Source organism: Xanthomonas sp. 3307 (assembly GCF_014199735.1).
Classification (GTDB): domain Bacteria; phylum Pseudomonadota; class Gammaproteobacteria; order Xanthomonadales; family Xanthomonadaceae; genus Xanthomonas_A; species Xanthomonas_A rydalmerensis.
Genome location: NZ_JACHOG010000002.1, coordinates 93,928 through 115,357, shown reverse-complemented (window position 1 = coordinate 115,357; position 21,430 = coordinate 93,928). Strand labels below are relative to the sequence as shown.

The window sequence follows — 21,430 nt, the reverse complement described above, 5'->3', positions numbered from 1 at the left end:
TGAGGAGCGAGCGCGCCTGCACGGTGGGTCAGCGCCCGCGCTTGGCCGGGCAGACCACGCACGCGCCCTTCAAGCCTTGTTCCATGCGGTAGGCGCTGTGGTGGTCGCGGGCCAGGAAGGTCGTCGGGCCGAGCACGATGGGCTTGGCCGATCGCGACGGGGCCACCACCTCGCAATAGGCGGCAATGGTGTTCAGCGTATTCGTGTACGGCTCGTGGCTATCGACCACGCCGCACTTGTCCATGGTCTGCCGCAGCTGCTGGCCGTCGAAATCGAACTTCACCACGACCTCCGGTTCCTGGTCCTGCTCCAGGCACCAGTCCGGTGGCAGGGTGTCGTGGCCGTGGGCGATCAGCGGCAAGCTCAGCAGGACCGCGACGAGGGCGGCATGAAAGACGGAGCGGGAGGCAGGCATCGGAATCTCGCAATGCGCAGAAGGGAAGCCGCAGCCTACGAGTGGCGCGACGGCCGATGCCAGCGCATCCACGGGTATAGACCGGGAATAAATCCGGCTAACGCATTGATTCTTCGATGGCGGCATCGCGCCGCGCCGCAGGATCGCGCGCCCGCGACCGGTGGTGCTCGTATCCGGGCTTCGTCAATCCGACCCGGTTCATTCCATGGGCGGCCCGGCTTCGCCCTCGTGCTGCGCCGTCGCCCTGCCTAGCCTGGAATCGCCGGATCGCACCGTGTGTCGATGCGGCGGTGGCCTTCCTCCGGGGGCGGTGCACGCATCCCAGCCATCTCCAATCCCTTCCATATAGCGAGAGAACGCTCATGAAGAAGAAGTTCCTTGTCGCAACCGCTCTGCTGGCGGGCAGCGTCGTCGGCACCCCTGCGCTGGCGGCCGAGAACCCGTTGGACCATGCCGGCATCCAGCACAACATGTACCTGGGCTGCCTGATGGACCTGAATGCCACGGCCGAGGACGCGCTGACCCTGCTGGTCAAGAAGTGCGGCTATGCCCCCGGCGTGCCGCTGGAGCGGTACATCGCCACGCAGCAGCCGATCGTCGACTCGATCGATCCGACGCGGTCCCTGACGGAAAACCTGCCCGCACTGCGCCAGCAGTTCAATGCCTACGAGTACTCGTTCCTCGTTCGCATGGATCAGATCGTCGAGAACGCCGCGGACATGGATGCCGCGGCGGCCCAGTTCGAGGCGCTGGAGCGCGAGGCCATCGCGCGGCTCGATCCCAAGTCCGAGAACGGCGCGCTGATCCTGGGCGGGCTGAGCGTGGCCAGGCATTCCAATGGCTACTGGTCCAAGCAGGCGGCCGAGAGCGGCGTCACTTCGAAAGGGCGGTTCTGGAAATGGCTGGCCGTCGTCGTGAGCGACGTGGGTGGCTATTTCCTCTCGAATCACGACGTCGGGGCGGCGGCCACGGTCTCCAGCCAGGCCCACGACGTGATCTTCGACACCGCGAGCCCGACTCCCAATCCGCAACCCTGAGTCGATCCATCTGCCGCCAGCCTTTCGGGAGACCCGATCGGGCCAGGCACGCCGAGGGGGGAGGCCCGATGGGCGCCTTCCCCTGTATCGCATTGCGCCATGTGCCGATGCGTCGGTGGTCGCCCTTTGCGGGGCCTGCGCAGGAACGTCGAGACCTGGCCACCTCTCTCCATCCATTGCACGAGAATGTTCATGAACAAAAAACTCCTTGTCGCGACCGCCGCCCTGCTGGTCGGCAGTGCCTTCGGCGCGGCCCCCGCGCTGGCGGCCGAGAATCCGATGGACCAGGCCGGCATCCAGCACAACATGTACCTGGGCTGCCTGATGGACACCAACGCCCCGCCCGACGGGGCCCTCGCCGCGCTGGTCGAGAAGTGCGGCTACAACCCTGGCATGCCGCTGGAGCGCTTCATCGCCACGCGGCAGCCCATGGTGGATGCGATCGACCCGACCCGGCCGATGACCGAGAACCTGGCTGTACTGCGCCAGCAGTTAAGCGCCTACGAATTCTCGTTCATCGTGCGAATGGACCAGATCGTGCAGAACGCCCAGGACCTGGACGCGGCGGCGGTGCAATTCGAGGAACTGGAACGGGAAGGCATCGCGCGGCTCGATCCCAGGTCGAAGAACGGCGCGCTGGTCCTGGGTGGGCTGAGCGTGGTCAGGCACTCCACGCGCTACTGGTCCAAATTTGCGGCCGACGCCTCATCGAGACAGGCTGCGCCTCCGCACACGGGCTGGGCGATCGTCGCAGCGAGTGATGCGATGGGCTACTTTCTCTTTGGTGACAGCGAAATGGCATCTGGCACCTCGTATTTGGCCTTTGGCATCCTCGTTTCACAGGGATATTTCCCACTCTACGCATCCGGAGAAATTTCCCCCTGATCCTGCTTCAGGCAGTGCAGATGAAATAAAGAAAGGCGTCCCCGACGGGGCGCCTCTCCCTGTCGGGCACATCGAGAATGCGGGTATCTCACCGCTGCGCATCGAGCACTGCATCGCTGCTAGCATCCCCCGATGGATTCCCTCACCCAGATCGTGCTCGGCGGCGCCGTTGCCGCGGCCATCGCCCCGGCCGCGCATCGGCGCGCGGCGCTGCTTGCGGGTGCCGCGCTCGGTACCGTGCCCGACCTCGATTCGCTGATCCTGCTGCCGCTCACTCGCGATCCGGTCACGCTGATGACGGTGCATCGCAGCGTCAGTCATTCGCTGTTCGTGCTGCCATTGTTCGGCTGGCTGATCTGGTGGCTGTTCCGCCGCTTCGGCCACGGGCGTGTGGCCGAGGCGCCGCGTCGCTGGTTCTGGGCGATCCAACTGGCCTTGCTCACCCATCCGTTGCTGGATGCGTTCACCGTCTACGGCACGCAGCTATGGTGGCCGCTGCGGCCGCCGCCGGCCATGTGGTCGAGCGTGTTCATCATCGATCCCGCCTACACGCTGTGGCTGATCCTGGCCTGCGCCATCGCCTGGTGGGCGCGCGCGCGGCGCGTGGCGCAGCAGGCGCTGCTGGCCGGGCTGATCCTGAGCAGCGCCTACCTGGGCTGGTCGCTGCTGGCCAAGCACCTGGTCGATCGCGAGGCCGACCGCGCATTGGCGGCGATGGGCCTGGCGCAGGCGCCGCGCTTCTCGGTGCCGATGCCGTTCAACACGTTGTTGTGGCGGGTGGTGGCGATGACGCCGAGCGGCTATGTGATCGGCGAGCGCTCGCTGGTCGCCGATCGTGGGCCGATGCGCTTCCAGGGCTATCCCTCCAACACCCAGGCGATGGCGCAGGTACGCGACCTGCCGGCAGTGCAGCGACTGAGCTGGTTCAACCGCGGTTTCATGCGCGCGCAGGTCAAGGACGGCGAACTGGTGCTCAGCGACCTGCGCATGGGCCTGGAACCGGACTACAACTTCAACTTCGCGGTCGCGCGGCAGCAGGGCAATGACTGGGAGGCGATTCCGCCGCGGCAGTTGCAGGCGGCGTACCGGGCGCCGGCGGCACGTGGGCAGATTCGGGCTGCGCTGGCGCGGATGTGGCAACGGATCTGGGTCGAACCGGCATCGCCCGCACCGGTCGGCACGCAGGCATCGCCAGCGGCGCCGTGAGCGCCGCTCAATACACCGTCGCGTGCGCCTGCACGAACGAATAGAAGAACACCGCATCCGGGTCGCTCTGCACCTGCGCCATCTCCCGGCGCATGCCGGCCACGGTCTCCGCGTCCACCGCGCCGGCCTGCAGCAGCCTGTCGGCCGCCGACAGCAGCAGCTCTTCCCAGAATCCGATCATGGTCTTGCGCCGTGCCGGCTCGCGGTTGTCCAGGTGCAGGGTCTTGATCTCGGTGCTGACGTCGCGATACCCGCCGGCCAGCAGCAGGTTGCCGAGCTTGGCGCCGACGAAGGGGTCGCCGCCGTGGTCGTACTGGAAGTCGTTGAACGCCATCCAGTAGCGCCACACGTTCGGCGAGTAGGGGTGCAAAAGGAACGAGGCGTTCATCACCTCGGTCACGTACACCGGCGACCCCGGCGCCAGCACCCGCCGCACTTCGCTGAGCACGCGTGCCGGCGACGGCACGTGCTCCAGCACCCAGCACAGGAACGCCGCATCGAAGCTGCGCGGCTGGAACGGCAGGTCACCGGCGTCGGCCTGCTGCAGCGTGTAGCGGTCCTGGCACCAGGGCATGCGCTGCAGGTTGTCGCGCGCGGCCTGCAGCTGCGCCTCGCTCAGGTCGATGCCGGTGACGTGCAGCTCCGGGAAGCGCCGCAGCAAGACTTCGGTCTGCGCGCCGACGCCGCTGCCCACCTCCAGCAGGCGCCGCGCGCCGGTGTAGTCGATCTGATTGAACAGGGTGGCTTCGAGCAGCCGCGCCTGTTTCAGCAGGCGTGCCTGTTCGGTCTCGGAATAGCCGTGCAGATAGGTCGGAGTCTCGGCAGATGCGCTCATGGCGGTGCTCCAGGAAGAAGGCGTCAGGCGGCGGCGGACAACGCGGGCGGGACCCCGGCGATCAGCGCGTCGAAGTAGTCGGCGGTCAGCGCCAGTTGCGCCTGTGCGCTCTCGGCGCGGTTGACCACGGCGCGGAACGCGGCGTTCTCCGGCCGGTCCTTGGCGTACCAGCCCAGGTGCTTGCGCGCGATGCGCACGCCCTGCGCCTCGCCGTAGAAGTCGTGAAGGGCCTGCAGGTGGCCGAGCAGGGTGTCGCGCACGAACGTCAGCGATGGCGCCGGCTGCTGTTCGCCGGTGGCCAGATAGTGCGCGATCTCGCCGAAGATCCATGGCCGGCCCTGCGCCGCGCGCCCGACCATCACCGCGTCGGCGCCGGTCGCGGCCAGCACCTGCGCCGCCTTCTGCGGCGAATCGATGTCGCCGTTGGCGATCACCGGGATGCGCAGCATCGCCTTGATCTGCGCGATGGTCGCGTATTCGGCGTGGCCGCTGTAATGCTGGTCGCGGGTGCGCCCGTGCACCGCCAGCGCGGCGATGCCGCAGTCCTCGGCGATGCGCGCGATGATCGGGCCGTTGCGGTGGTCGCAGTCCCAGCCGGTGCGGATCTTCAGCGTCACCGGCACCGGCGATGCCTTCACCACCGCGCTGAGGATGCGCGCCACCAGCGCCTCGTCGCGCATCAGCGCCGAGCCGGCCCAGGCGTTGCACACCTTCTTCGCCGGGCAGCCCATGTTGATGTCGATCAGTTGCGCGCCGTGGTCGGCGTTGTAGCGCGCGGCCTCGGCCAGCTGCTGCGGTTCGGTGCCGGCGATCTGCACGCTGATCGGGTCCGGCTCGCCGGCGTGGTCCATGCGCTGCAGCGACTTGCGGGTCTGCCAGAAGCGCGGATCGGAGATGGTCATCTCCGACACCGCCAGGCCGGCGCCCAGGCGCTTGCACAGCAGCCGGAACGGCTTGTCGGTGACCCCGGCCATCGGTGCCAGGATCACCTTCGGTTCGATCGTGTAGGGGCCGATGCGCATGCCGCTAGTGTAGCGGGCCTGCGTATCGGCGCGCCGCAGTCGCGCCGCCCTCCGCGGTGGTAGACGCCGCGCGCGTCAGCGGATCAGCTGGTACAGCTCGAAGCCGTTGTCCTTGCCGTCCAGGATCAGCAGCAGTTCGTTGGGTCCCAGCGCGACCAGGCGGCCGACGCTGTTGCCATGCGTGCCGTCGGAGACATGGCCAGGGGCGTAGGCCGCCTCAGGCTCGTCGTTCACCGTGCTGGCGCCGAGGAAGGCCAGTTCGTGACTGCCGGCGGCCAGCGGATACAGGGTGCCGCTGCGGCGCTGCGAGCCGCTGGTCTTGCTCAGGTGATAGCCGCAGGCATCGCCGCGGATCTCGGCCTTGAAGTACGGATAGGCATAGGCGAAGTGCGGGTCGACCTGGATCGAGCGCACCTTCCAGCGGCCTTCCAGCTTGCCGGGCTGCTGCGGCGTCTGCGCGCGCTGCAGCAAGGTGCGCGCCAGCGTGGCGCCTGCTTCCTGCTCGGCATCGTCGTAACGTGGTGCGATCACCTGTTGCAGGCGCTCGGCGGACACGGTCACCGCCGCGCGGTCGGCATCGGCGGCCAGGCTGTTCCAGTCGCAGCGCGGTGCAGCGGCAGCGCACAGCGGGAGCAGCAGCGCGCACAGCGCGCCGAACGGCAGCAGGGAATGACGGGGCATCGGGAACTCCTTGTCGGATGCGGCCGGCACGGCGGCCGGCGGTGTTGTGGTCAGGGAAACGCGGCAATCGCGGCGATGCGGATCGCCGCGCGCAGGCTCAGGCGGGGTCCGGGGTCAGCCGCGGCATCGATGCCGCCGCGCCCTCGGCTTCGGTGGAGCGCGCCGCGTAGTGATTGGCGAAACGCACGTGGGTGGCGAACGCGGCGTTCGGCGACTGCGCCAGCGAGGCCACCAGAGCGCCGTTGAAGGCATCGCCGGCACCGGTGGTATCCACCGTGTGCGCGGTCTCGGCGCCGATCCGGTAGTAGGGCTGGGTGTCGCCGCGCAGGCGCTCCTCGGGATGCGAGATGAACGCGCCGACCGCGCCCAGCGTCACCACCACGGTGCCGCCCGGCAGCAGCTTGCGGCATAGCGCGTGCAGGCTGCCGCCATCGGTGGCGGCGACGTCGTCGGCGTCCACGCGCGCGCCGACATGGCGCGCCAGCAGAGCGGCGAACTCGGTTTCGTTGGGGGTCAGCACGTCGGCCAGCTTGAGCAGGCCGATGCTGGTCTGCGCGTTGGCCGGGGCGGCGTTGAGCACCGTGGTCAGGCCGGCCTCGCGCGCCAGCGCCAGGGTGGCCTCGATGGTCTCGATCGGCGACTCCAGCTGCGCCAGCAACACCCGTGCCGATCCCAACAGCGCGCGCTGCGCCTGCACGAAGTCCAGGCTCAGCGCGGCGTTGGCGCCGGCGCCGATGACGATGGTGTTGCGGCCGTGGCCATCGACGTAGATGCCGCCGGTGCCGGTCGGCTCGGTGCTGGCCTCGGCGACCAGGGCGATGCCGTCCTGCGCCGCCAGGCCACGCGCCATCGTGCCGCCGGCATCGTCGCCGAGCGCACAGACGAAGCTGGTGCGTGCGCCGGCGCGGGCCGCCGCCACCGCCTGGTTGAAGCCCTTGCCGCCGGGGCCGGTGCTGTAGCGGCCGGCGATGGTCGCCCCCGGTGCGGGCAGATTCTCGCAACGCCACACATGGTCGACATTGAACGAACCGACGACGATGACCGAACTCATAGGCATGTACTGCTTCTCGACTGGAACTGGAAAAAAGAAAACCGGTGCGGCGGGATGCTGCGGCCGGATCACGCGAAGTGCGACAGCACCCCGGCGATGGTCGCGGTCATGAAGGTGGCGATCGAGCCGCCCAGCACCGCGCGCAGGCCGAAACGGGCCAGGTCGTGCCGGCGCTCGGGGGCCAGGCCACCGATGCCGCCGATCTGGATCGCGATCGAGCTGAAGTTGGCGAAGCCGCACAGCGCGTAGGTGGCGACCAGCCGGCCTTCCGCGCTCAGGCTCACGCCCGGCACCTGACCCTGGACGATACGCGACAGCTCGGTATACGCGACGAACTCGTTGATGACCACCTTCTGGCCGATCAGCGAACCGACCGTGGTCGCATCCGGCCACGGCGTGCCGATCACCCAGGCCACCGGCGCCAATACGTAGCCGAAGATGGTGGACAGGTTGGTCGGGCGGCCCAGCGCGGAGGCCAGGCCGGTGACGTCGCCGAGCCAGGTCAGCGGCGCGTTGACCAGCGCGATCAGGGCGATGAACGCCAGCAGCATCGCGCCGATGTTCAGCGCCAGGCGCAGGCCGTCGCCGGCACCGGCGGCGGCGGCGTCGATCACATTGCTGGTGGTCTTCTCCACTTCCATCTTGACCGTGCCGCGGGTCAGCGGCGTGCCGGTCTCCGGGATCAGCAGCTTGGCCACCACCAGCGTCGCCGGCGCGGCCATGATGCTGGCCGCCAGCAGATGCTTGGCATAGAACGCCTGCTGCGCCGGGTCGCCGCCGCCGAGCATGCCCACGTAGGCCGCCAGCACGCCGCCGGCGATGTGCGCCATGCCGCCGATCATCATCGTCAGCAACTCGGATTCGGTCATGCGCGGGATGTACGGGCGCACCGTCAGCGGCGCCTCGGTCTGGCCGATGAACACGCTCGCGCACACGCTGGTGGTCTCGGCGCCGGACACGCGCATCACCTTGGTGATCGCCCACGCCATCACCCGCACCACCGCCTGCATCACCCCCAGGTGATACAGCACGCCCATCAGCGCGGAGAAGAAGATGATGGTCGGCAGCACCTGGAAGGCGAAGATGAAGCCATAGGTCTTGGTATCGAGCAGGCTGCCGAAGATGAAGCTGGAGCCTTCGTTGACGAAGCTCAGCACCTTGACGAACACCTGGCCGAGCCAGTCGAACACCTCGCGCCCGCCCGGGACCAGCAGCACCAGCGAGGCGAAACCGATCTGCAGGACCAGGCCGGTCGCGACCAGCTTCCAGTCCACCGCTCGGCGGTTGTTGGAGAACAGCCAGGTGATCCCGATCAACACCGCCAAACCGAACAGGCCGAAGCCGATCCTTCCCAATCCCTCGACCATCTGCGTCCCCGGTCCCCGACCAAAGACGGGAAGCCTAGTGCAGGGGGTGACGGCCGGCAAGGCGAGGCGTGTTCAGTCGGGGGATTCGGGAGTCGGGATTGGGGATTCGCAAGAGCGGGGCGCCCCCGCTGCCGCCGACGGGGCCTTGCCGCGGCGCCGCTACACTGTGCGGCCACCCGCCGGCCGTGCCGCGGGTTCGCTCAGCAGGAGGAGTTGCCATGCATTACCGTCGCCTCGGTGCCACCGGGCTGCACCTGTCGGCGCTGTCGTTCGGCGCCTGGATCAACTTCGGCGGGCAGACCGGCCGCGACGAAGCGCGCAACCTGATCGCCGCCGCCTGGGACCACGGCATCAATTTCTTCGACAACGCCGAGGTCTATGCGCACGGCCGCGCCGAGCAGGTGATGGGCGACGTGATCGCCGACCTGCGGCTGCCGCGCGACGGCTTCTGCGTGTCCAGCAAGGTCTACTTCGGCGCCGTGGAATCGCCGCGCCCGACCCAGCGCGGGCTCTCGCGCAAGCACGTCACCGACGCCTGCCATGCCGCGCTCAAGCGCTTGCGGGTGGAGTATCTGGATCTGTATTACTGCCATCGTCCCGATCCGGACACGCCGGTGGAGGAAACCGTGCGCGCGATGGACGCGCTGATCCGCCAGGGCAAGGTGCTGTACTGGGGCACCTCCGAGTGGCCGGCCGAGCGCATCCGCGAGGCGGCGCAGGTGGCGCGCGCGCTGGGCCTGCACGGGCCGTCGATGGAACAGCCGCAATACAACCTGCTGCATCGCGAGCGCGTGGAGCAGGAGTACGCGCCGCTGTACGCCGAGCTGGGCCTGGGCACCACCATCTGGTCGCCGCTGGCCTCGGGCCTGCTGACCGGCAAGTACAACGACGGCATCGATCCGGCCTCGCGGCTGGGCCAGGAGCGCAATGCCTGGCTGCAGCAGGAGGTCATCGGGCCGCCGGCGCAGCGCCGGGTCGAGCGCGCGCGCGCCTTCACCGCGCTGGCCGCCGACGAGGGCGTGGCGCCGGCGTCGCTGGCGATCGCCTGGTGCCTGCGCAACCCGCACGTGTCCACGGTGATCCTCGGCGCCAGCAGGGTCGCGCAATTGCTGGAGAACCTGGCCGCGCTGGAATTGGCCGAGCGCGACGACGCGGCGTGGTGGGAGCGGGTCGAAGCCGCCGTGCGCTGAGGACGGCACTTGCTTGCCCCGTCACGATGTCGTGGCGGCGCAAGCGAGAGGGTTCGTGTCGATCTTTGAAATCTTTCGGGATCTGCATTTTGATCGGTACTGCGAATCGAATCGGGCGAGAATGGGTCTTGATTAAGTATTGAGAATCATTATCATCTCGATGCACCCCGTGGATGGAGTTCGACCATGACCGCTCAACCCGTGCTGTTGCGTCACCCCGACACCCTGAGCCTGCGCGAGCGCACCGTGCCGCGCGCGGTGCCGGCCGAGGAAACCATCAGCAGCCAGGCGCTGCTCAAGGGCCGCCGCGAAGTGCTGATCCAGCACGGCGACCGCGTCTATCGCCTGCGCCACACCAGCAACGACAAGCTGATCCTGACCAAGTAATGCCCTCCGGCCGCCGCGTGCGGCCGGCCTCCCGCTCGACCTGCCGCCACCTGGCCGACGCCCTTGCGCGTCGGCCGCGGCCGCCTCGCAGTCGCGATCCTTCTCTCCCCCTCGGCCAGGCGCGGACCCCGCGCCGTGCCGGTCGAGGGTCTTCCGCGACCACCGATGCTCTCCATGTTCCGTACCGCTCCGCTGACCGGCGCGCTGTGGCTGGCTCTTGCCGCCGGCGCGCATGCCGCTCCCGCTTCCGCCGCAGACGACGACGCCAGTGCGGCGGCGGCCATCCGCGATTTCGACCGCCTGCAGGTCACCGCCACGCGTACCCAACGCGCCATCGTCGACGTGCCCGGCAGTGTCGACGTGATCGACCGCGAACAGATGGACCGCACGTTGGTCCATGACCTGAAGGATCTGCTGCGCTATACGCCCGGCGTGTCCGCCACCGGCAACAGCGGCCGCTTCAGCGGCATCGGCGGCATCCGCATCCGCGGCCTGGATGGCAACCGCGTGCTGATCCAGACCGACGGCATCCCGGTCTCGGACGGCTTCAGCTTCGGCAGCTACCTCAACGCCAATCGCAACTTCGTCGACATGGACACGCTCAAGCGCGTGGAGATCGTGCGCGGCCCGGCCAGCGCCCTGTACGGCTCGGATGCGCTCGGCGGCGTGGTTGCCTATGTGACCAAGGATCCGGCCGACTACCTGGCGCCGGGCAAGGACCGCTACGTCGGCCTGAAGTTCGGCTACGAGAGCGAGTGGAAGGGGCTGTTCGCCGGCGCGCTGGTCGCTTTCGGCGGCGACCGCTGGAGCGGCATGGCCGCGGTCAGCCATCGCCAGGGCCAGGAAAGCGAGACCCAGGGCGACAACCGCAGCACCGGCGCCGCCCGCACCGCGCCCAATCCGCTCAGCAGCGACGGCCGCAGCCTGCTCAGCAAGCTGGTCTACGCGCCCAGCGCCAACCAACGTTGGAAGTTGACCGTCGAAGGCAACGAGGACTACTCCCGCATCGACGCGCTGAGCAATGTCACCGCCAGCATCCTGTCGCAGCGCGGCCGCGACCATCAGACCCGTGCCCGCGTGTCGCTGGGACACGAGATCGACCAACTCGGCATGCTGCTCGCCGATGACCTGCAGTGGCAGTTGTACCGTCAGGATAGCCAGAGCCTGCAGCGCACCGACGAACGCCGCAGCAATGGCACGCTGCGGCACATGGAGCACGACTTCGACCAGCGCCTGTACGGCCTGCAGGCCAATCTGCACAAGCGGGTGGAGCAGGGCAGCGCCGTGCACGACATCAGCTACGGCATCGATCTGTCGCACACCGACACCCACGAAAAGCGCGACGGCCACACGCTGACGCTGCGCACCGGCGCGATCAGCAAGACCGTGGGCATGGAGACCTTCCCGGTCCGCGACTTCCCGATCACCGAGACGGTCAAGGCCGGCGCCTACCTGCAGGACGAGATCGCACTGGCCGACGGCCGTTTCAGCCTGATCCCGGCGCTGCGTGCCGACTACTATCGGCTGTCGCCGCAGGTCGATGCGATCTTCGCCACCGACAATCCCGGCGTGGCGGCGAAGAAGATCAGCGACCGCAACGTCTCGCCCAAGCTCGGCGCGATCTGGCGCCTGGACGATGCCTGGTCGCTGTACGCCAACTATGCGCACGGCTTCCGCGCGCCGCCCTACAACGACGTCAATATCGGCTTCACCAATCTGTTGATCGGCTACACCGCGATCGCCAATCCCGACCTGAAGCCGGAGACCAGTCGCGGCGCCGAACTGGGCGTGCGCTACGCCGGTCCGGCCGTCTACGCCGGACTGAGCGCCTACCGCAACGCCTACCGCGATTTCATCGAGTCCTATCGCTTCGTCGGCTTCAACGCCGACGGCTTGATGCTGTATCAATCGCGCAACGTCGACCGGGTGACCATCCGCGGCGTGGAGGCCAAGGCCGGCATCGACTTCGGCGCACTCGATGCGCGCTGGAGCGGCTGGTCGTTGCAGGCCAGCGCCGCCTATGCGCGTGGCGACAACCGCACCGACGGCACGCCGCTCAACTCGGTGGATCCGCTGCGCGGCGTGCTCGGCCTGGGCTACGACCGCAGCACCTGGGGCACGCAACTGGTCGCCACCGCGGTGGCGAAGAAGCGCCGGCCGGAACTGCCGAGCTACTACACGCCGGCCGGCTACGCGACGCTGGACCTGCTCGCGCACTGGCGCTTCACCGAAGGCGCGCGGCTGGACGTGGGCGTGTTCAATCTGGCCGACCGCCGCTACATCGACTGGAACATGCTGCCTGGCGCGACCCTGGCCAGCAGCAGCGTGCTCGATCGCTACACCGGCGCCGGGCGCAACGTCTCGGTCAGCCTGGCGCTGGACTGGTAGCCGCGCATGCGCACGGCCGCGCCAGCGCGTACCGGCCCGGAGCGGATCGCCGCTGCGCCGCTGCCGCGCCCGGCGCAGCTGGCCGCACTGGGCACCGTGTTGTGTCTGTACCGTGCCCGCACCGGCGCCGAACTGATCGGCTGGGGCCACGCCTGCAGCGTGGCCGCGCACCTGGACGTGGACAGCGATGGCGTGCTGGAGAGCCTGCGCTTCTACGATCGCCAGCAGCAGTGCTGCTGGCGCTTGTACCTGCTGCCCGACAGCGATTTCGTCGCCTGGGACATGCTGCTGGCGGCGCTGCCCGCGGCGCAGGATGCCGCCGACGGCGGCGTCGCCGAGCGGTTGTGGCGGCGCGTCGCCGGCCGCCTGCGCGGCGATGGCTGGCACGCGCGGGCGCTGCGCCTGCACGCGGCCGATGGCGTGCTGGCGGCCAGCGTCGCCGGCGTGTCGCCGCTCGGCGCCAGCATCGCCCGCCGCATCGCACGCCTGGAAGCGGCCGAGGGCGATGTGCTGGTCGACGACTGCTGCTGCGCCCGCGCCGGGCGCCCTGCGCCGCGCCCCGATCCCGACCGGCCGTGGCCGCTGCTACGGTTGTGAGCGGCCGATGGCGTTTCCTCATTTCCTGTCACTACCCACACACCTCTCGATGATGAAAGTCCAACTCCCGTTCTGCGCCTTGCTGCTTGCCGGCAGTCTTCCCGTCCACGCCGAGAACGCCGATCCGGCGCGCGACCGTGCCAGCATCCTGGCGATGCAGGGCGAGTACACGGTGGCGTTCGCCTTCGACGAGACCGTGCTGCTGCAACCCGGCTACACGCGCGCCGCGCCAATGCGCAGCGGTGGCGACGAGGTGGTGATCGTGGTCGAGGACAGTCCGCGCAAGGTGGTGCTGCAGCATCTGCTGGTGGAGCCCAAGAGCGGCCACGTGACCAAGCACTGGCGCCAGGACTGGATCTACGAGGCGCCGCAGCGCTTCGAGTTCAGCGCCGACCAGACCTGGCAGGTGCGTCGGCTCGATGCGGCGGCCACCCGCGGCGCCTGGACCCAGTGCGTGTACGAGGTCAGCGACGCGCCGCGCTACTGCGGCACCGGGCGCTGGGACTACGCCGATGGCCATCCGACCTGGACCAGCGACCTGAGCTGGCGCCCGTTGCCGCGCCGCGAGTACACCAAGCGCAGCGACTACAACGCGCTGGCGGTGATCAACCGGCACACGCTGACTCCGGCCGGCTGGACCCACGAGCAGTTCAACACCAAGGTGCTGCGCAAGCCCGATGGCAGCCAGCAGGCCATCGCCCGCGAGTTCGGCTTCAACGACTACGTCAGGACCACGACCGTCGACTTCAGCCCGGCGCGCGCCTACTGGACCGCGACCCAGGGCTACTGGGCCAGGGTGCGTGCGCGCTGGGACGGCCTGCTCGGCAAGCCGCCGGGCGTGCACCTGAAGACCAAGGTCGATGGCATGGCGATCATCATGCCGCTGTTCGGCCAGGCCGAGGCGGTGCAACAGGGCAAGCCGGTCAGCGATGCGCAACTCGATGCGGTGTTCGCGCAATGGACGGCACCGGCGCCGGCCGCGCGCTGAGACGGCGGCGTCAACTAGCCAGGGTGGGGAAGGCGGCCGGGATGGCGCCTTCCCCTTTTTCTTGCGTGTGTCGCGCCGCCGCAGAACCTGTTCGGCGCTGGATGGCGTGCAGAGCACGGCTCACGCTCTGAGCGCCGCAGGTGTGCGCTAACGGGAGGCAAGCCGACGCAAGGCCGGCGCCAGCGCGGCGCCGCGATGGCGTATCAGCGTGCCGCGTCGTGCGCGTGTGCGGGCGTCGTCGTTGGTGACGACGTGTCATCCGGGGATGTGGCCATCACCTGCGTCATCCACGGCAGATAGCGCGACACGCGCACGGCGTGCACGATCTGGCCGTAAAGACCCTGCACGAATGGACGACCCGTGGTCCAGGTCGCCCAGAACGGATGGTCCGGCGGATAGTTGCCCCACGACGCCAGCCCGATCAGTTGCCGCGCGTCGCCCTCGCCAATCAGCAAGGGGCCGCCACTGTCGCCGCTGCCGGTGATGCCTTCCAGCGGTAGGGCGGCGGGGGGCGCGTCGAAGCGATACGAGAGGTAGCGCGGGTCGGCGCCGACGATCGTGTTGAAGGCGTGGCGCAGCACGCCGCGATGGGCGCCGTGGGGATCCTGGCCGGCCTTGCCATCGCCGGTGGCGCCCTTGCCGATCAATTCGGTAGTCATCCCGACTTCTCCGTCGCCGCGGTACAGCGCGACCGGGGTCACTCCCGGCACCGGCGCAGCCAGCTCGATCAGCGCGATATCGTCGGCGGCGCCGAGCGCCGCATAGAACCTGGAGAAGTCGTGCGTCGTCAATGCCTCCTGCACCAGCGCATCGGCCGGCTTGTGGTAGCCGGGATGGAGAACGATCCGCTTGATCCTGTACGCCACGCCGCCAATGGACACGTCCTGGTCCATGCCCGGCATCTGCATCGGTGCCGCGTGCGCGGCGGTGACCACCCACTGCGGCGCGATCAGCGCGCCGTGCCCTTCGCCGGGCAGGTCGACCAGGGCCGGGAATGCCGCCGCCGGCATCCGGTAGCGCGTTTCCTCCACGTCCGCCCTGACCACCACGGCGCCAGCCGCAGTGGAGAGGGCCAGCAGGCAACAGGCGACAATCCATTTCATGCGTTTCTCCTTTCGATGTGCCGCGATCTTACCCGTGTGCGGCACGCATCGCGCCCGTCGTCGCCAAGGAGCACCGCCGAGCGCCAATGGCGTCATGTCCGCGCAGCCTGCGGCGCTCTACCAATCCCCAATCCCCAATCCCCAATCCCCAATCCCGGCTCCACTCAAGGCTCGCGCAAGGCCAGCGCCGGCGGCGTGCGCAGGATGCGCCTGGTGCCCGACCAGCCGGCGAGCAGGCTCAGCGCCACGCCGCCCAGGCCGCCGAGCAGTAGCGCCGGCCACGGTGGCGACAGCGCGAGGTCGAAGGCCTGCCTGGCCACCACCACGCCGATGATCGCCGCTGCCCCGACCGCGAGGATCGCTGCGAGCAGGCCGAGCGCGCCGAACTCCACCAGCACCGCGCCGCGCAGTTGCCCGCGGCGCGCGCCCAGGGTGCGTAGCACCGCGCTGTCGTAGCGACGCTCCCCGGCGGTGGCCTGCAGGGCGGCCAGCAGCACCAGCGCGCCGGCCAGCAGGCTGAAGCCCATCACCAGTTGCACCGCCTGGGCGACGCGGTCGATGACCTCGCGCACGCGCTGCAAGATCGCGTCGATGTCGAGCAGCGACACGTTCGGATAGGCGCGGCTGAGCCCACTCAACTGCGCGGCCGAGGCGCGCGGCAGATGGAAGGCGGAGATCAGGTTGTACGGCGCATCCTGCACCGCACCGGCGTTGAGCAGCAGGAAGAAGTTGACCCGGAACGAATCCCAGTCGGCCTTGCGCACATTGGTGACGGTGAAGCTGCGCTGCTGGTCGCCGAGCAGCAAGGTGATGCGGTCGCCGAGCTTGAGCCCGTAGCGCTGCGCCCAGCCTTCCTCCACCGAGGCCTCGGCGGCGGTGCTGTCGGCGGCCCAGAAGCGCCCGGACAGCAACCGGTTGGCGGCGGGGAACGCATGCCGCCAGGAGAAGTTGATGGGCCGGTCGCTACCGTCGCCCTCGTCGTCCGGACCCTGCGCGCGGCGCTGCGGCGGCTTGCCGTTGATCGCCACCAGCTTGCCGGTGCTGAACGGCTCCACCGCCGCGTCGGCGACGCCGAGCGTGCGCAAGGTGCCGAGCACCTGGTCGGCCTGGTCGGGCTGGATGTTCATCAGGAAGTAGTTCGGCGTGTCCGCCGGTAGCCGGTCGCGCCACTGCCCGAGCAGGCCGGGGCCGATCACCGCCAGCAACAGCAGGGCGCACAGCGACAGCGACAGGCCCACCAGCTGCACCACGCTCAGCGCGCGGCGCCGGGTCAGCGCCGCCAGGCCCAGCTTCCATGGCCCGCGCAGCCGTCCCTGCAGCCGCCGCAACACCGCCAGCAGCACGCCGCCGACGGCAGCGGCCAGCGCCGCCAGCAGGGTCAGGCCGCCCAGCACCCAGGCCGCCAGCAGGCCGTCGCCGGTGGCGTAGACCGCCAGTACCACGGTGGCGACCAGCGCCGCGGCGTAGACCAGCAGCGAGGTCGGCGGCAGCGCGGCGAAGCTGCGGTTGAGCACCCGCATCGGCGGGACGTCGCGCAAGCGCAGCAGCGGCGGCAGGCCGAAGCCGAGCAGCAGCAACAGGCCGATGCCGGCGCCGGCCAGCGCCGGGGTCGCCTGCGGCAAGGGCAGGCGGTTGGGGATCAGGCTGCCCAGCGCTTCGACCAGGCCCACCTGGGCCAGCATGCCCAGGCCCACGCCGAGCGCGCAGGCGGGGATCGCCAGCAGCAGCAACTGCAGCGCCAGCGCACCGAGGATGTCGCGCTGGCGTGCGCCCAGGCAGCGCAAGACCGCGACCTGGTCGATGCGGCGCAGGGCGAAACGGTTGGCGGCCAGCGCGGTGGCGACGCCGGCCAGCAGCACCGCCAGCAACGCGGCCAGCGCCAGGAAGCGCCCGGCGCGGTCGAAGGCGCCACGCACGCCGCGCTGGGTGTCCTCGATGCCCACCAGGCGGTACGCCTTCGCACGCGGCGCCAGCCAGTCGCGCAGGGAGGCAATCTCGCTTTGTGTGCCGGCGAACATCAGCCGATAGGAGGCGCGGCTGCCAGGGCCGAGCAGGCCGGCGGCATCGACGTCGGTGCGGTTGACCAGCAGCGGCGGCGACAACTGCATCAGTTCGCCGGAGGCATCCGGTTCGGCACGCAACACGCGGGTCACGCGCAGCGTGCCGGCACCGAACTCCAGCGCATCGCCGAGCTTCAGCCCCAGCGCTTCGAGCAGGCGCGGATCGGCATAGGCCTCGCCGCGCGGCGGCGGTCCGGCGCGTTCGCTGCCGGCGCCGACGGTGTCGCGCGCCACCAGCAGTTCGCCGCGCAGCGGATAACCGGCGCCCACCGCCTTGATGTTGGCCATCTGGCTGGCGTCGCCGTGGAACAGCACGCTGGGGAAACTGACCAGGCGCGTGCTGCGCAGGCCGCGCCGCTGCGCCTCCTCGGCGAAGTCGCCAGGGATGTCCTGGCGTCCGCTGACGCCGAGGTCGCCGCCGATCACCTCGGCGGCGCTGCCGGTCAACGCCAGGGTCACCCGGTCGACCAGGGTGCCGACCGCGGTCATCACCGCCACGCCCAGCACCAGTGCCGCGAACACGGTCAGCAGATCGCCGGCGAACAGTTCGCGGCGCAGCGCGCGCGCGGCGTGGCGCAGCACGTTCATGCGGCGTCCGCCGCGTCGGCGGCGCGCAGGCGGCCGCCGTCGAGCCGGTAGCGGTGTTCGCAGCGCTGCGCCAGGCGCATGTCGTGGGTGACCAGCACCAGGGTGGTGTCGCTGCCTTCGTTGAGCGCGAACAGCAGGTCGCTGATCTGTTGCCCGGTGGCCTGGTCGAGGCTGCCGGTGGGCTCGTCGGCGAACAGGATCCGCGGCCGCGCCACGAACGCGCGTGCCAGCGCCACGCGTTGCTGCTCGCCGCCGGACAGTTGCCGCGGATAGTGCCGCGCCCGCGCGCTGAGCCCCACCGCCTCCAGCACCTCGCGCACCCGCGCCGGATCCTCGCGTCCGGCCAGTTCCAGCGGCAGGGCGACGTTCTCCGCCGCGGTCAGCGACGGCAGCAGGTGGAAGCTCTGGAACACGAAGCCGACTTCGCGCGCGCGCAGCGCGGCGCGCGCTTCCTCGTCCAGTGTGTTGAGCGATTGCCCGGCCAGCACGATCTCGCCGCGCGTGGGCAGGTCGAGGCCGGCCAGCAACCCGAGCAGGGTGGTCTTGCCGGACCCGGAGGCGCCGACGATGGCGACGCTGTCGCCTTCACCGATGGTCAATCCCACCTTGTCGAGAATGTGGACCGTGCCCTCCGGTCCGCTGACGGATTTGCCGACATCGCGTACGTCGATGGCGATACCGGCGCGAAGAGTGGGGGCCTGACTGTCGATAAGGAATCTCCGGATGCGTGGCGACGAGACGAGAAGCAAGCGGGCCTGGATGCGCCGCGCCTGGCTGTTGCTGGCATGGTGGGTGCTGCTGCCCGCCATCGCCTGTGCCAAAGGTGCGACGGGGCCGGTGCTGGTGCTCGGCGACAGCCTCAGCGCCGCCCACAACATCCCGGTGCAGTCCGGCTGGGTGGCCTTGCTGGACAAGCGCCTGCAGCAACAGATGCGGGCGCCACCGGCGGTGGTCAATGCCAGCATCAGCGGCGAGACCTCCTCCGGCGCGCTGACCCGTCTGCCGGCGCTGCTGCAGAAACACAAGCCGTCGGTAGTGGTCATCGAGCTGGGCGGCAACGACGCATTGCGCGGGCTCAGCCCGGCCGAACTGCGCGGCAACCTGGAGAAGATGATCGTGCTCAGCCGTGACGCCGGCGCGAAGGTGCTGTTGCTGGGCATCGACGTGCCGCCGAACTACGGACCGGGCTACCGGCAGCGTCTGCGCGCGATCTACGCGGACCTGGCGAAGCAGTACCGGACCGGCCTGCTGCCGTTCCTGCTGGAAGGCGTGGCGCTGAACCCGGCGCTGATGCAGGGCGATGGCCTGCATCCGACCGCCGCGGCCCAGCCCAAGGTGCTGGACAACGTGTGGCCGCAGCTCAAGCCATTGATCGCGCAGTAATTTTTTCATGACTCAGGCACATGAAGCGGTCTTCACGCCGCCACCACTGCACATCCGGCATGTTTCACAAAGCTGAAGACTGAGGAAGCATCATGCGTCAGACCAAGGAAACATCCGGGCTCGTGCTGGTCGTGGAGGACAACCGCAACATTTCCGAGATGATCGGTGAGTATCTGGAAGGCCGCGGGTTCGAAGTGGATTACGCCTGCGATGGCCTGGACGGCTACCGCCTGGCGGCGGAGAACAGCTACGACGTGGTGGTGCTGGACCTGATGCTGCCGCGCCTGGACGGTATCGAAGTGTGCCGCCGCCTGCGCAACGACGCGCGCAAGTCGACCCCGGTGCTGATGCTGACCGCGCGCGACACGCTCGACGACAAGCTCACCGGCCTGGGCTTTGGCGCCGACGACTACCTGACCAAGCCGTTCGCGATCCAGGAACTGGAAGCACGCCTGCGTGCGCTGATCCGTCGCGAGCGCCGCCAGGTCGGCTCGGAAGTGCTGAAGGTGGCCGACCTGGTGCTGGACCCGGTGAGCATGCGCGCCACCCGCGCCGGCACCGAGCTGCAGCTGTCGCCGATCGGCCTGCGCCTGCTGACCATCCTGATGCGCGAATCGCCGCGCGTGGTCACCCGCCAGGAGATCGAGCGCGAGATCTGGGGCAACGGCCTGCCGGACTCGGACACCTTGCGCAGCCATCTGTACAACCTGCGCAAGATCATCGACAAGCCGTTCGACCGCCCGCTGCTGCACACCGTGCAGAGCGCCGGTTACCGCATCGCCGACATCGCCCAGCCGATGAGCTGAGGCGGCGCGCGATCGTGAAACCCGCAGCGGTCCCTGCAAACGGGGCCGCTTGCACGAAAGGCTCACGATCGGCCTTCCTATAATCGCGGCAACGATCACGGATGCCGTATGCCGCACGGGTTGCCGCGCAAACTTCGCCTCGCCCTGATCGCCCGCATCGTGTTTGCGGGCTGTGTGGTCACGCTTGCCAGTTATCTGGTGGTGGCGATCGTGCAGCACTCGCTGGTCGGCTCGATCCTGAAGCAGGAGGCGCGCTACTACTGGCGCCTGCATGCACAACAGCCGCAGCAGCCGCCCCCCAATACCCACAGCCTGCGCGGTTATCTGGTGCCGGCCGGACACTCCGATGCGGCGGTGCCCATCGACCTGCGCACGCTGGCGCCCGGCCTGCACGAGGACCGCCCCGGCGGCGAGATCGTGCTGGTCGACCAGAACCCGTCCGGCCGCCTGTACCTGGTGTTCCTGCGCGCGCCGGCGCAGCGGCTGGCGTTCTGGTTCGGCGTGGTGCCGACCCTGTTGACCCTGATCGCGGTGCTGGTGGTGGCCTGGCTGACCTGGCGGGTGTCGCGCCGCTTGCTGTCGCCGATGAACTGGCTGGCGCGGCGGGTCTCGCGTTGGGATCCGCGGCATCCGGTCGCCGCCGAACTGGCTCCGGAAAACCTGCCGGCCGATGTGCAGGGCGAGGCGCGGCAGTTGGCCGCCGCCCTGCATACCCTGGCCCAGCGCGTCACCGACCACGTCGCCCGCGAACGCAACTTCACCCGCGATGCCAGCCACGAACTGCGCACGCCGCTGACGGTGATCCGGGTCGCCACCGACATCGCGATGACCGATCTGGAACTGCCGCCGCGCCTGCAGCGCAGCCTGCAGCGGATCCAGCGCGCCGGCCGCGATATGGAGGCGGTGATCGACGCCTTCCTGATCCTGGCGCGCGAGGCGGACGTGGTGCCGCAGAGCGAACTCTTCGACGTCGCCGACGTGGTCGCGTACGAGGCCGAGAACGCGCGCGAGCTGCTGGCGGACAAACCGGTGACGCTGAGCGTGCGCGTGCTGGGCTCGGCGACGCTGCATGCGCCGCCGCGGGTGCTGCACGTGGTGGTCAGCAACCTGCTGCGCAACGCCTGCAGCTACACCGATGCCGGGCGCGTCGAGGTCGAGGTCGAGGCCGATCGCATCCGCATCCGCGATACCGGCATCGGCATGTCCGAGGAGGCCTTGCGACACGCCTTCGAGCCGTTCTTCCGCGCCGAGCCGGAGCGCCCGCAAGGCGCCGGGCTGGGCCTGTCGATCGTGCGCCGGCTGTGCGAGCGCTTCGGCTGGCAGGTCTCGCTGGAAAGCGCCGAGGGCGGCGGCATCCTGGCAACCGTGCGGTTCGTTCCGGCGAAGTGAGCGCCGGCAGTTCCGGATCCGTGCAGGCCGGTGCCCGTGCGTTGGCCCGCGT

The 21,430-nt window shown here is 69.5% G+C and carries 20 protein-coding genes; 11 read left to right on the top strand and 9 right to left on the bottom strand.

Going from position 1 to position 21,430, the window contains the following annotated elements:
- Positions 1 to 28: 28 nt before the first annotated feature.
- Entirely contained in the window at positions 29 to 415 is a 387-nt protein-coding gene (locus GGR64_RS05425) for a hypothetical protein (RefSeq protein ID WP_160966687.1), read from the bottom strand.
- Positions 416 to 777: 362 nt separating this feature from the next.
- On the opposite strand from GGR64_RS05425, the gene GGR64_RS05420 reads away from it, so the two are divergent.
- The 3 genes from GGR64_RS05420 to GGR64_RS05410 all read left to right on the top strand — a co-directional run bounded on the left by GGR64_RS05420 (position 778) and on the right by GGR64_RS05410 (position 3,543).
- On the top strand, positions 778 to 1,452 hold the full coding sequence (locus GGR64_RS05420; RefSeq protein WP_160966689.1) for a hypothetical protein: 675 nt from the start codon (positions 778 to 780) through the stop codon (positions 1,450 to 1,452).
- A gap of 192 nt (positions 1,453 to 1,644) precedes the next feature.
- On the top strand, positions 1,645 to 2,337 hold the full coding sequence (locus GGR64_RS05415) for a hypothetical protein (protein WP_260302848.1): 693 nt from the start codon (positions 1,645 to 1,647) through the stop codon (positions 2,335 to 2,337).
- A gap of 132 nt (positions 2,338 to 2,469) precedes the next feature.
- Positions 2,470 to 3,543, top strand: a complete 1,074-nt coding sequence (locus GGR64_RS05410; protein ID WP_184644436.1) for a metal-dependent hydrolase — start codon at positions 2,470 to 2,472, stop codon at positions 3,541 to 3,543.
- Positions 3,544 to 3,550: 7 nt separating this feature from the next.
- Here the strand turns inward: GGR64_RS05410 and GGR64_RS05405 are convergent, their stop codons facing one another.
- The 5 genes from GGR64_RS05405 to GGR64_RS05385 all read right to left on the bottom strand — a co-directional run bounded on the left by GGR64_RS05405 (position 3,551) and on the right by GGR64_RS05385 (position 8,499).
- The gene (locus tag GGR64_RS05405; protein ID WP_184448344.1) at positions 3,551 to 4,378 is read right to left on the bottom strand and encodes a class I SAM-dependent methyltransferase; all 828 of its coding nucleotides are present in this window, start codon (positions 4,376 to 4,378) and stop codon (positions 3,551 to 3,553) included.
- Positions 4,379 to 4,401: 23 nt separating this feature from the next.
- Entirely contained in the window at positions 4,402 to 5,400 is a 999-nt protein-coding gene (dusB, locus tag GGR64_RS05400; RefSeq protein WP_184644434.1) for a tRNA dihydrouridine synthase DusB, read from the bottom strand.
- Positions 5,401 to 5,475: 75 nt separating this feature from the next.
- Positions 5,476 to 6,081 (bottom strand): DUF4893 domain-containing protein, encoded by a 606-nt coding sequence (locus GGR64_RS05395; protein WP_160966697.1) that lies wholly within the window; start codon positions 6,079 to 6,081, stop codon positions 5,476 to 5,478.
- 97 nt (positions 6,082 to 6,178) lie between these two features.
- Entirely contained in the window at positions 6,179 to 7,132 is a 954-nt protein-coding gene (locus tag GGR64_RS05390) for a ribokinase (protein WP_160966699.1), read from the bottom strand.
- Between the two features lie 68 nt (positions 7,133 to 7,200).
- The gene (locus GGR64_RS05385) at positions 7,201 to 8,499 is read right to left on the bottom strand and encodes a nucleoside transporter C-terminal domain-containing protein (RefSeq protein WP_160948067.1); all 1,299 of its coding nucleotides are present in this window, start codon (positions 8,497 to 8,499) and stop codon (positions 7,201 to 7,203) included.
- Positions 8,500 to 8,717: 218 nt separating this feature from the next.
- Between GGR64_RS05385 and GGR64_RS05380 the strand changes: the two genes are divergently transcribed.
- The 5 genes from GGR64_RS05380 to GGR64_RS05360 all read left to right on the top strand — a co-directional run bounded on the left by GGR64_RS05380 (position 8,718) and on the right by GGR64_RS05360 (position 14,049).
- On the top strand, positions 8,718 to 9,689 hold the full coding sequence (locus tag GGR64_RS05380; protein WP_160966700.1) for an aldo/keto reductase: 972 nt from the start codon (positions 8,718 to 8,720) through the stop codon (positions 9,687 to 9,689).
- 186 nt (positions 9,690 to 9,875) lie between these two features.
- Positions 9,876 to 10,076 (top strand): hemin uptake protein HemP, encoded by a 201-nt coding sequence (locus GGR64_RS05375; protein WP_160966701.1) that lies wholly within the window; start codon positions 9,876 to 9,878, stop codon positions 10,074 to 10,076.
- A 174-nt stretch (positions 10,077 to 10,250) separates the two neighbouring features.
- Positions 10,251 to 12,464, top strand: a complete 2,214-nt coding sequence (locus GGR64_RS05370; protein WP_184644432.1) for a TonB-dependent hemoglobin/transferrin/lactoferrin family receptor — start codon at positions 10,251 to 10,253, stop codon at positions 12,462 to 12,464.
- Between the two features lie 6 nt (positions 12,465 to 12,470).
- Complete coding sequence (locus tag GGR64_RS05365) at positions 12,471 to 13,061, top strand: Hemin transport protein (protein ID WP_160966703.1); 591 nt, start codon at positions 12,471 to 12,473, stop codon at positions 13,059 to 13,061.
- Between the two features lie 49 nt (positions 13,062 to 13,110).
- Positions 13,111 to 14,049: a DUF6607 family protein gene (locus GGR64_RS05360; protein WP_184644430.1), complete on the top strand. Its 939-nt coding sequence runs from the start codon at positions 13,111 to 13,113 to the stop codon at positions 14,047 to 14,049.
- 203 nt (positions 14,050 to 14,252) lie between these two features.
- Here GGR64_RS05360 and GGR64_RS05355 read toward each other — a convergent pair whose 3' ends face one another.
- The 3 genes from GGR64_RS05355 to GGR64_RS05345 form a co-directional block, all read right to left on the bottom strand.
- Positions 14,253 to 15,152 carry a trypsin-like serine protease gene (locus GGR64_RS05355; protein ID WP_184645180.1) on the bottom strand — a complete coding sequence of 300 codons (900 nt, stop codon included), beginning with the start codon at positions 15,150 to 15,152 and terminating at the stop codon, positions 14,253 to 14,255.
- 164 nt (positions 15,153 to 15,316) lie between these two features.
- Positions 15,317 to 17,800 carry an FtsX-like permease family protein gene (locus GGR64_RS05350; protein ID WP_184644428.1) on the bottom strand — a complete coding sequence of 828 codons (2,484 nt, stop codon included), beginning with the start codon at positions 17,798 to 17,800 and terminating at the stop codon, positions 15,317 to 15,319.
- On the bottom strand, positions 17,797 to 18,399 hold the full coding sequence (locus GGR64_RS05345; protein WP_184448336.1) for an ATP-binding cassette domain-containing protein: 603 nt from the start codon (positions 18,397 to 18,399) through the stop codon (positions 17,797 to 17,799). The genes GGR64_RS05350 and GGR64_RS05345 overlap by 4 nt, the downstream gene beginning before the upstream one ends.
- 109 nt (positions 18,400 to 18,508) lie before the next feature.
- Between GGR64_RS05345 and GGR64_RS05340 the strand changes: the two genes are divergently transcribed.
- The 3 genes from GGR64_RS05340 to GGR64_RS05330 all read left to right on the top strand — a co-directional run bounded on the left by GGR64_RS05340 (position 18,509) and on the right by GGR64_RS05330 (position 21,378).
- Positions 18,509 to 19,183, top strand: coding sequence for an arylesterase (locus GGR64_RS05340; RefSeq protein ID WP_184645178.1), 675 nt, complete (start codon positions 18,509 to 18,511; stop codon positions 19,181 to 19,183).
- Positions 19,184 to 19,275: 92 nt separating this feature from the next.
- Positions 19,276 to 19,989, top strand: a complete 714-nt coding sequence (locus GGR64_RS05335; protein WP_003481607.1) for a response regulator transcription factor — start codon at positions 19,276 to 19,278, stop codon at positions 19,987 to 19,989.
- 108 nt (positions 19,990 to 20,097) lie between these two features.
- The gene (locus tag GGR64_RS05330) at positions 20,098 to 21,378 is read left to right on the top strand and encodes a HAMP domain-containing sensor histidine kinase (protein WP_184644426.1); all 1,281 of its coding nucleotides are present in this window, start codon (positions 20,098 to 20,100) and stop codon (positions 21,376 to 21,378) included.
- Positions 21,379 to 21,430: the final 52 nt, after the last annotated feature.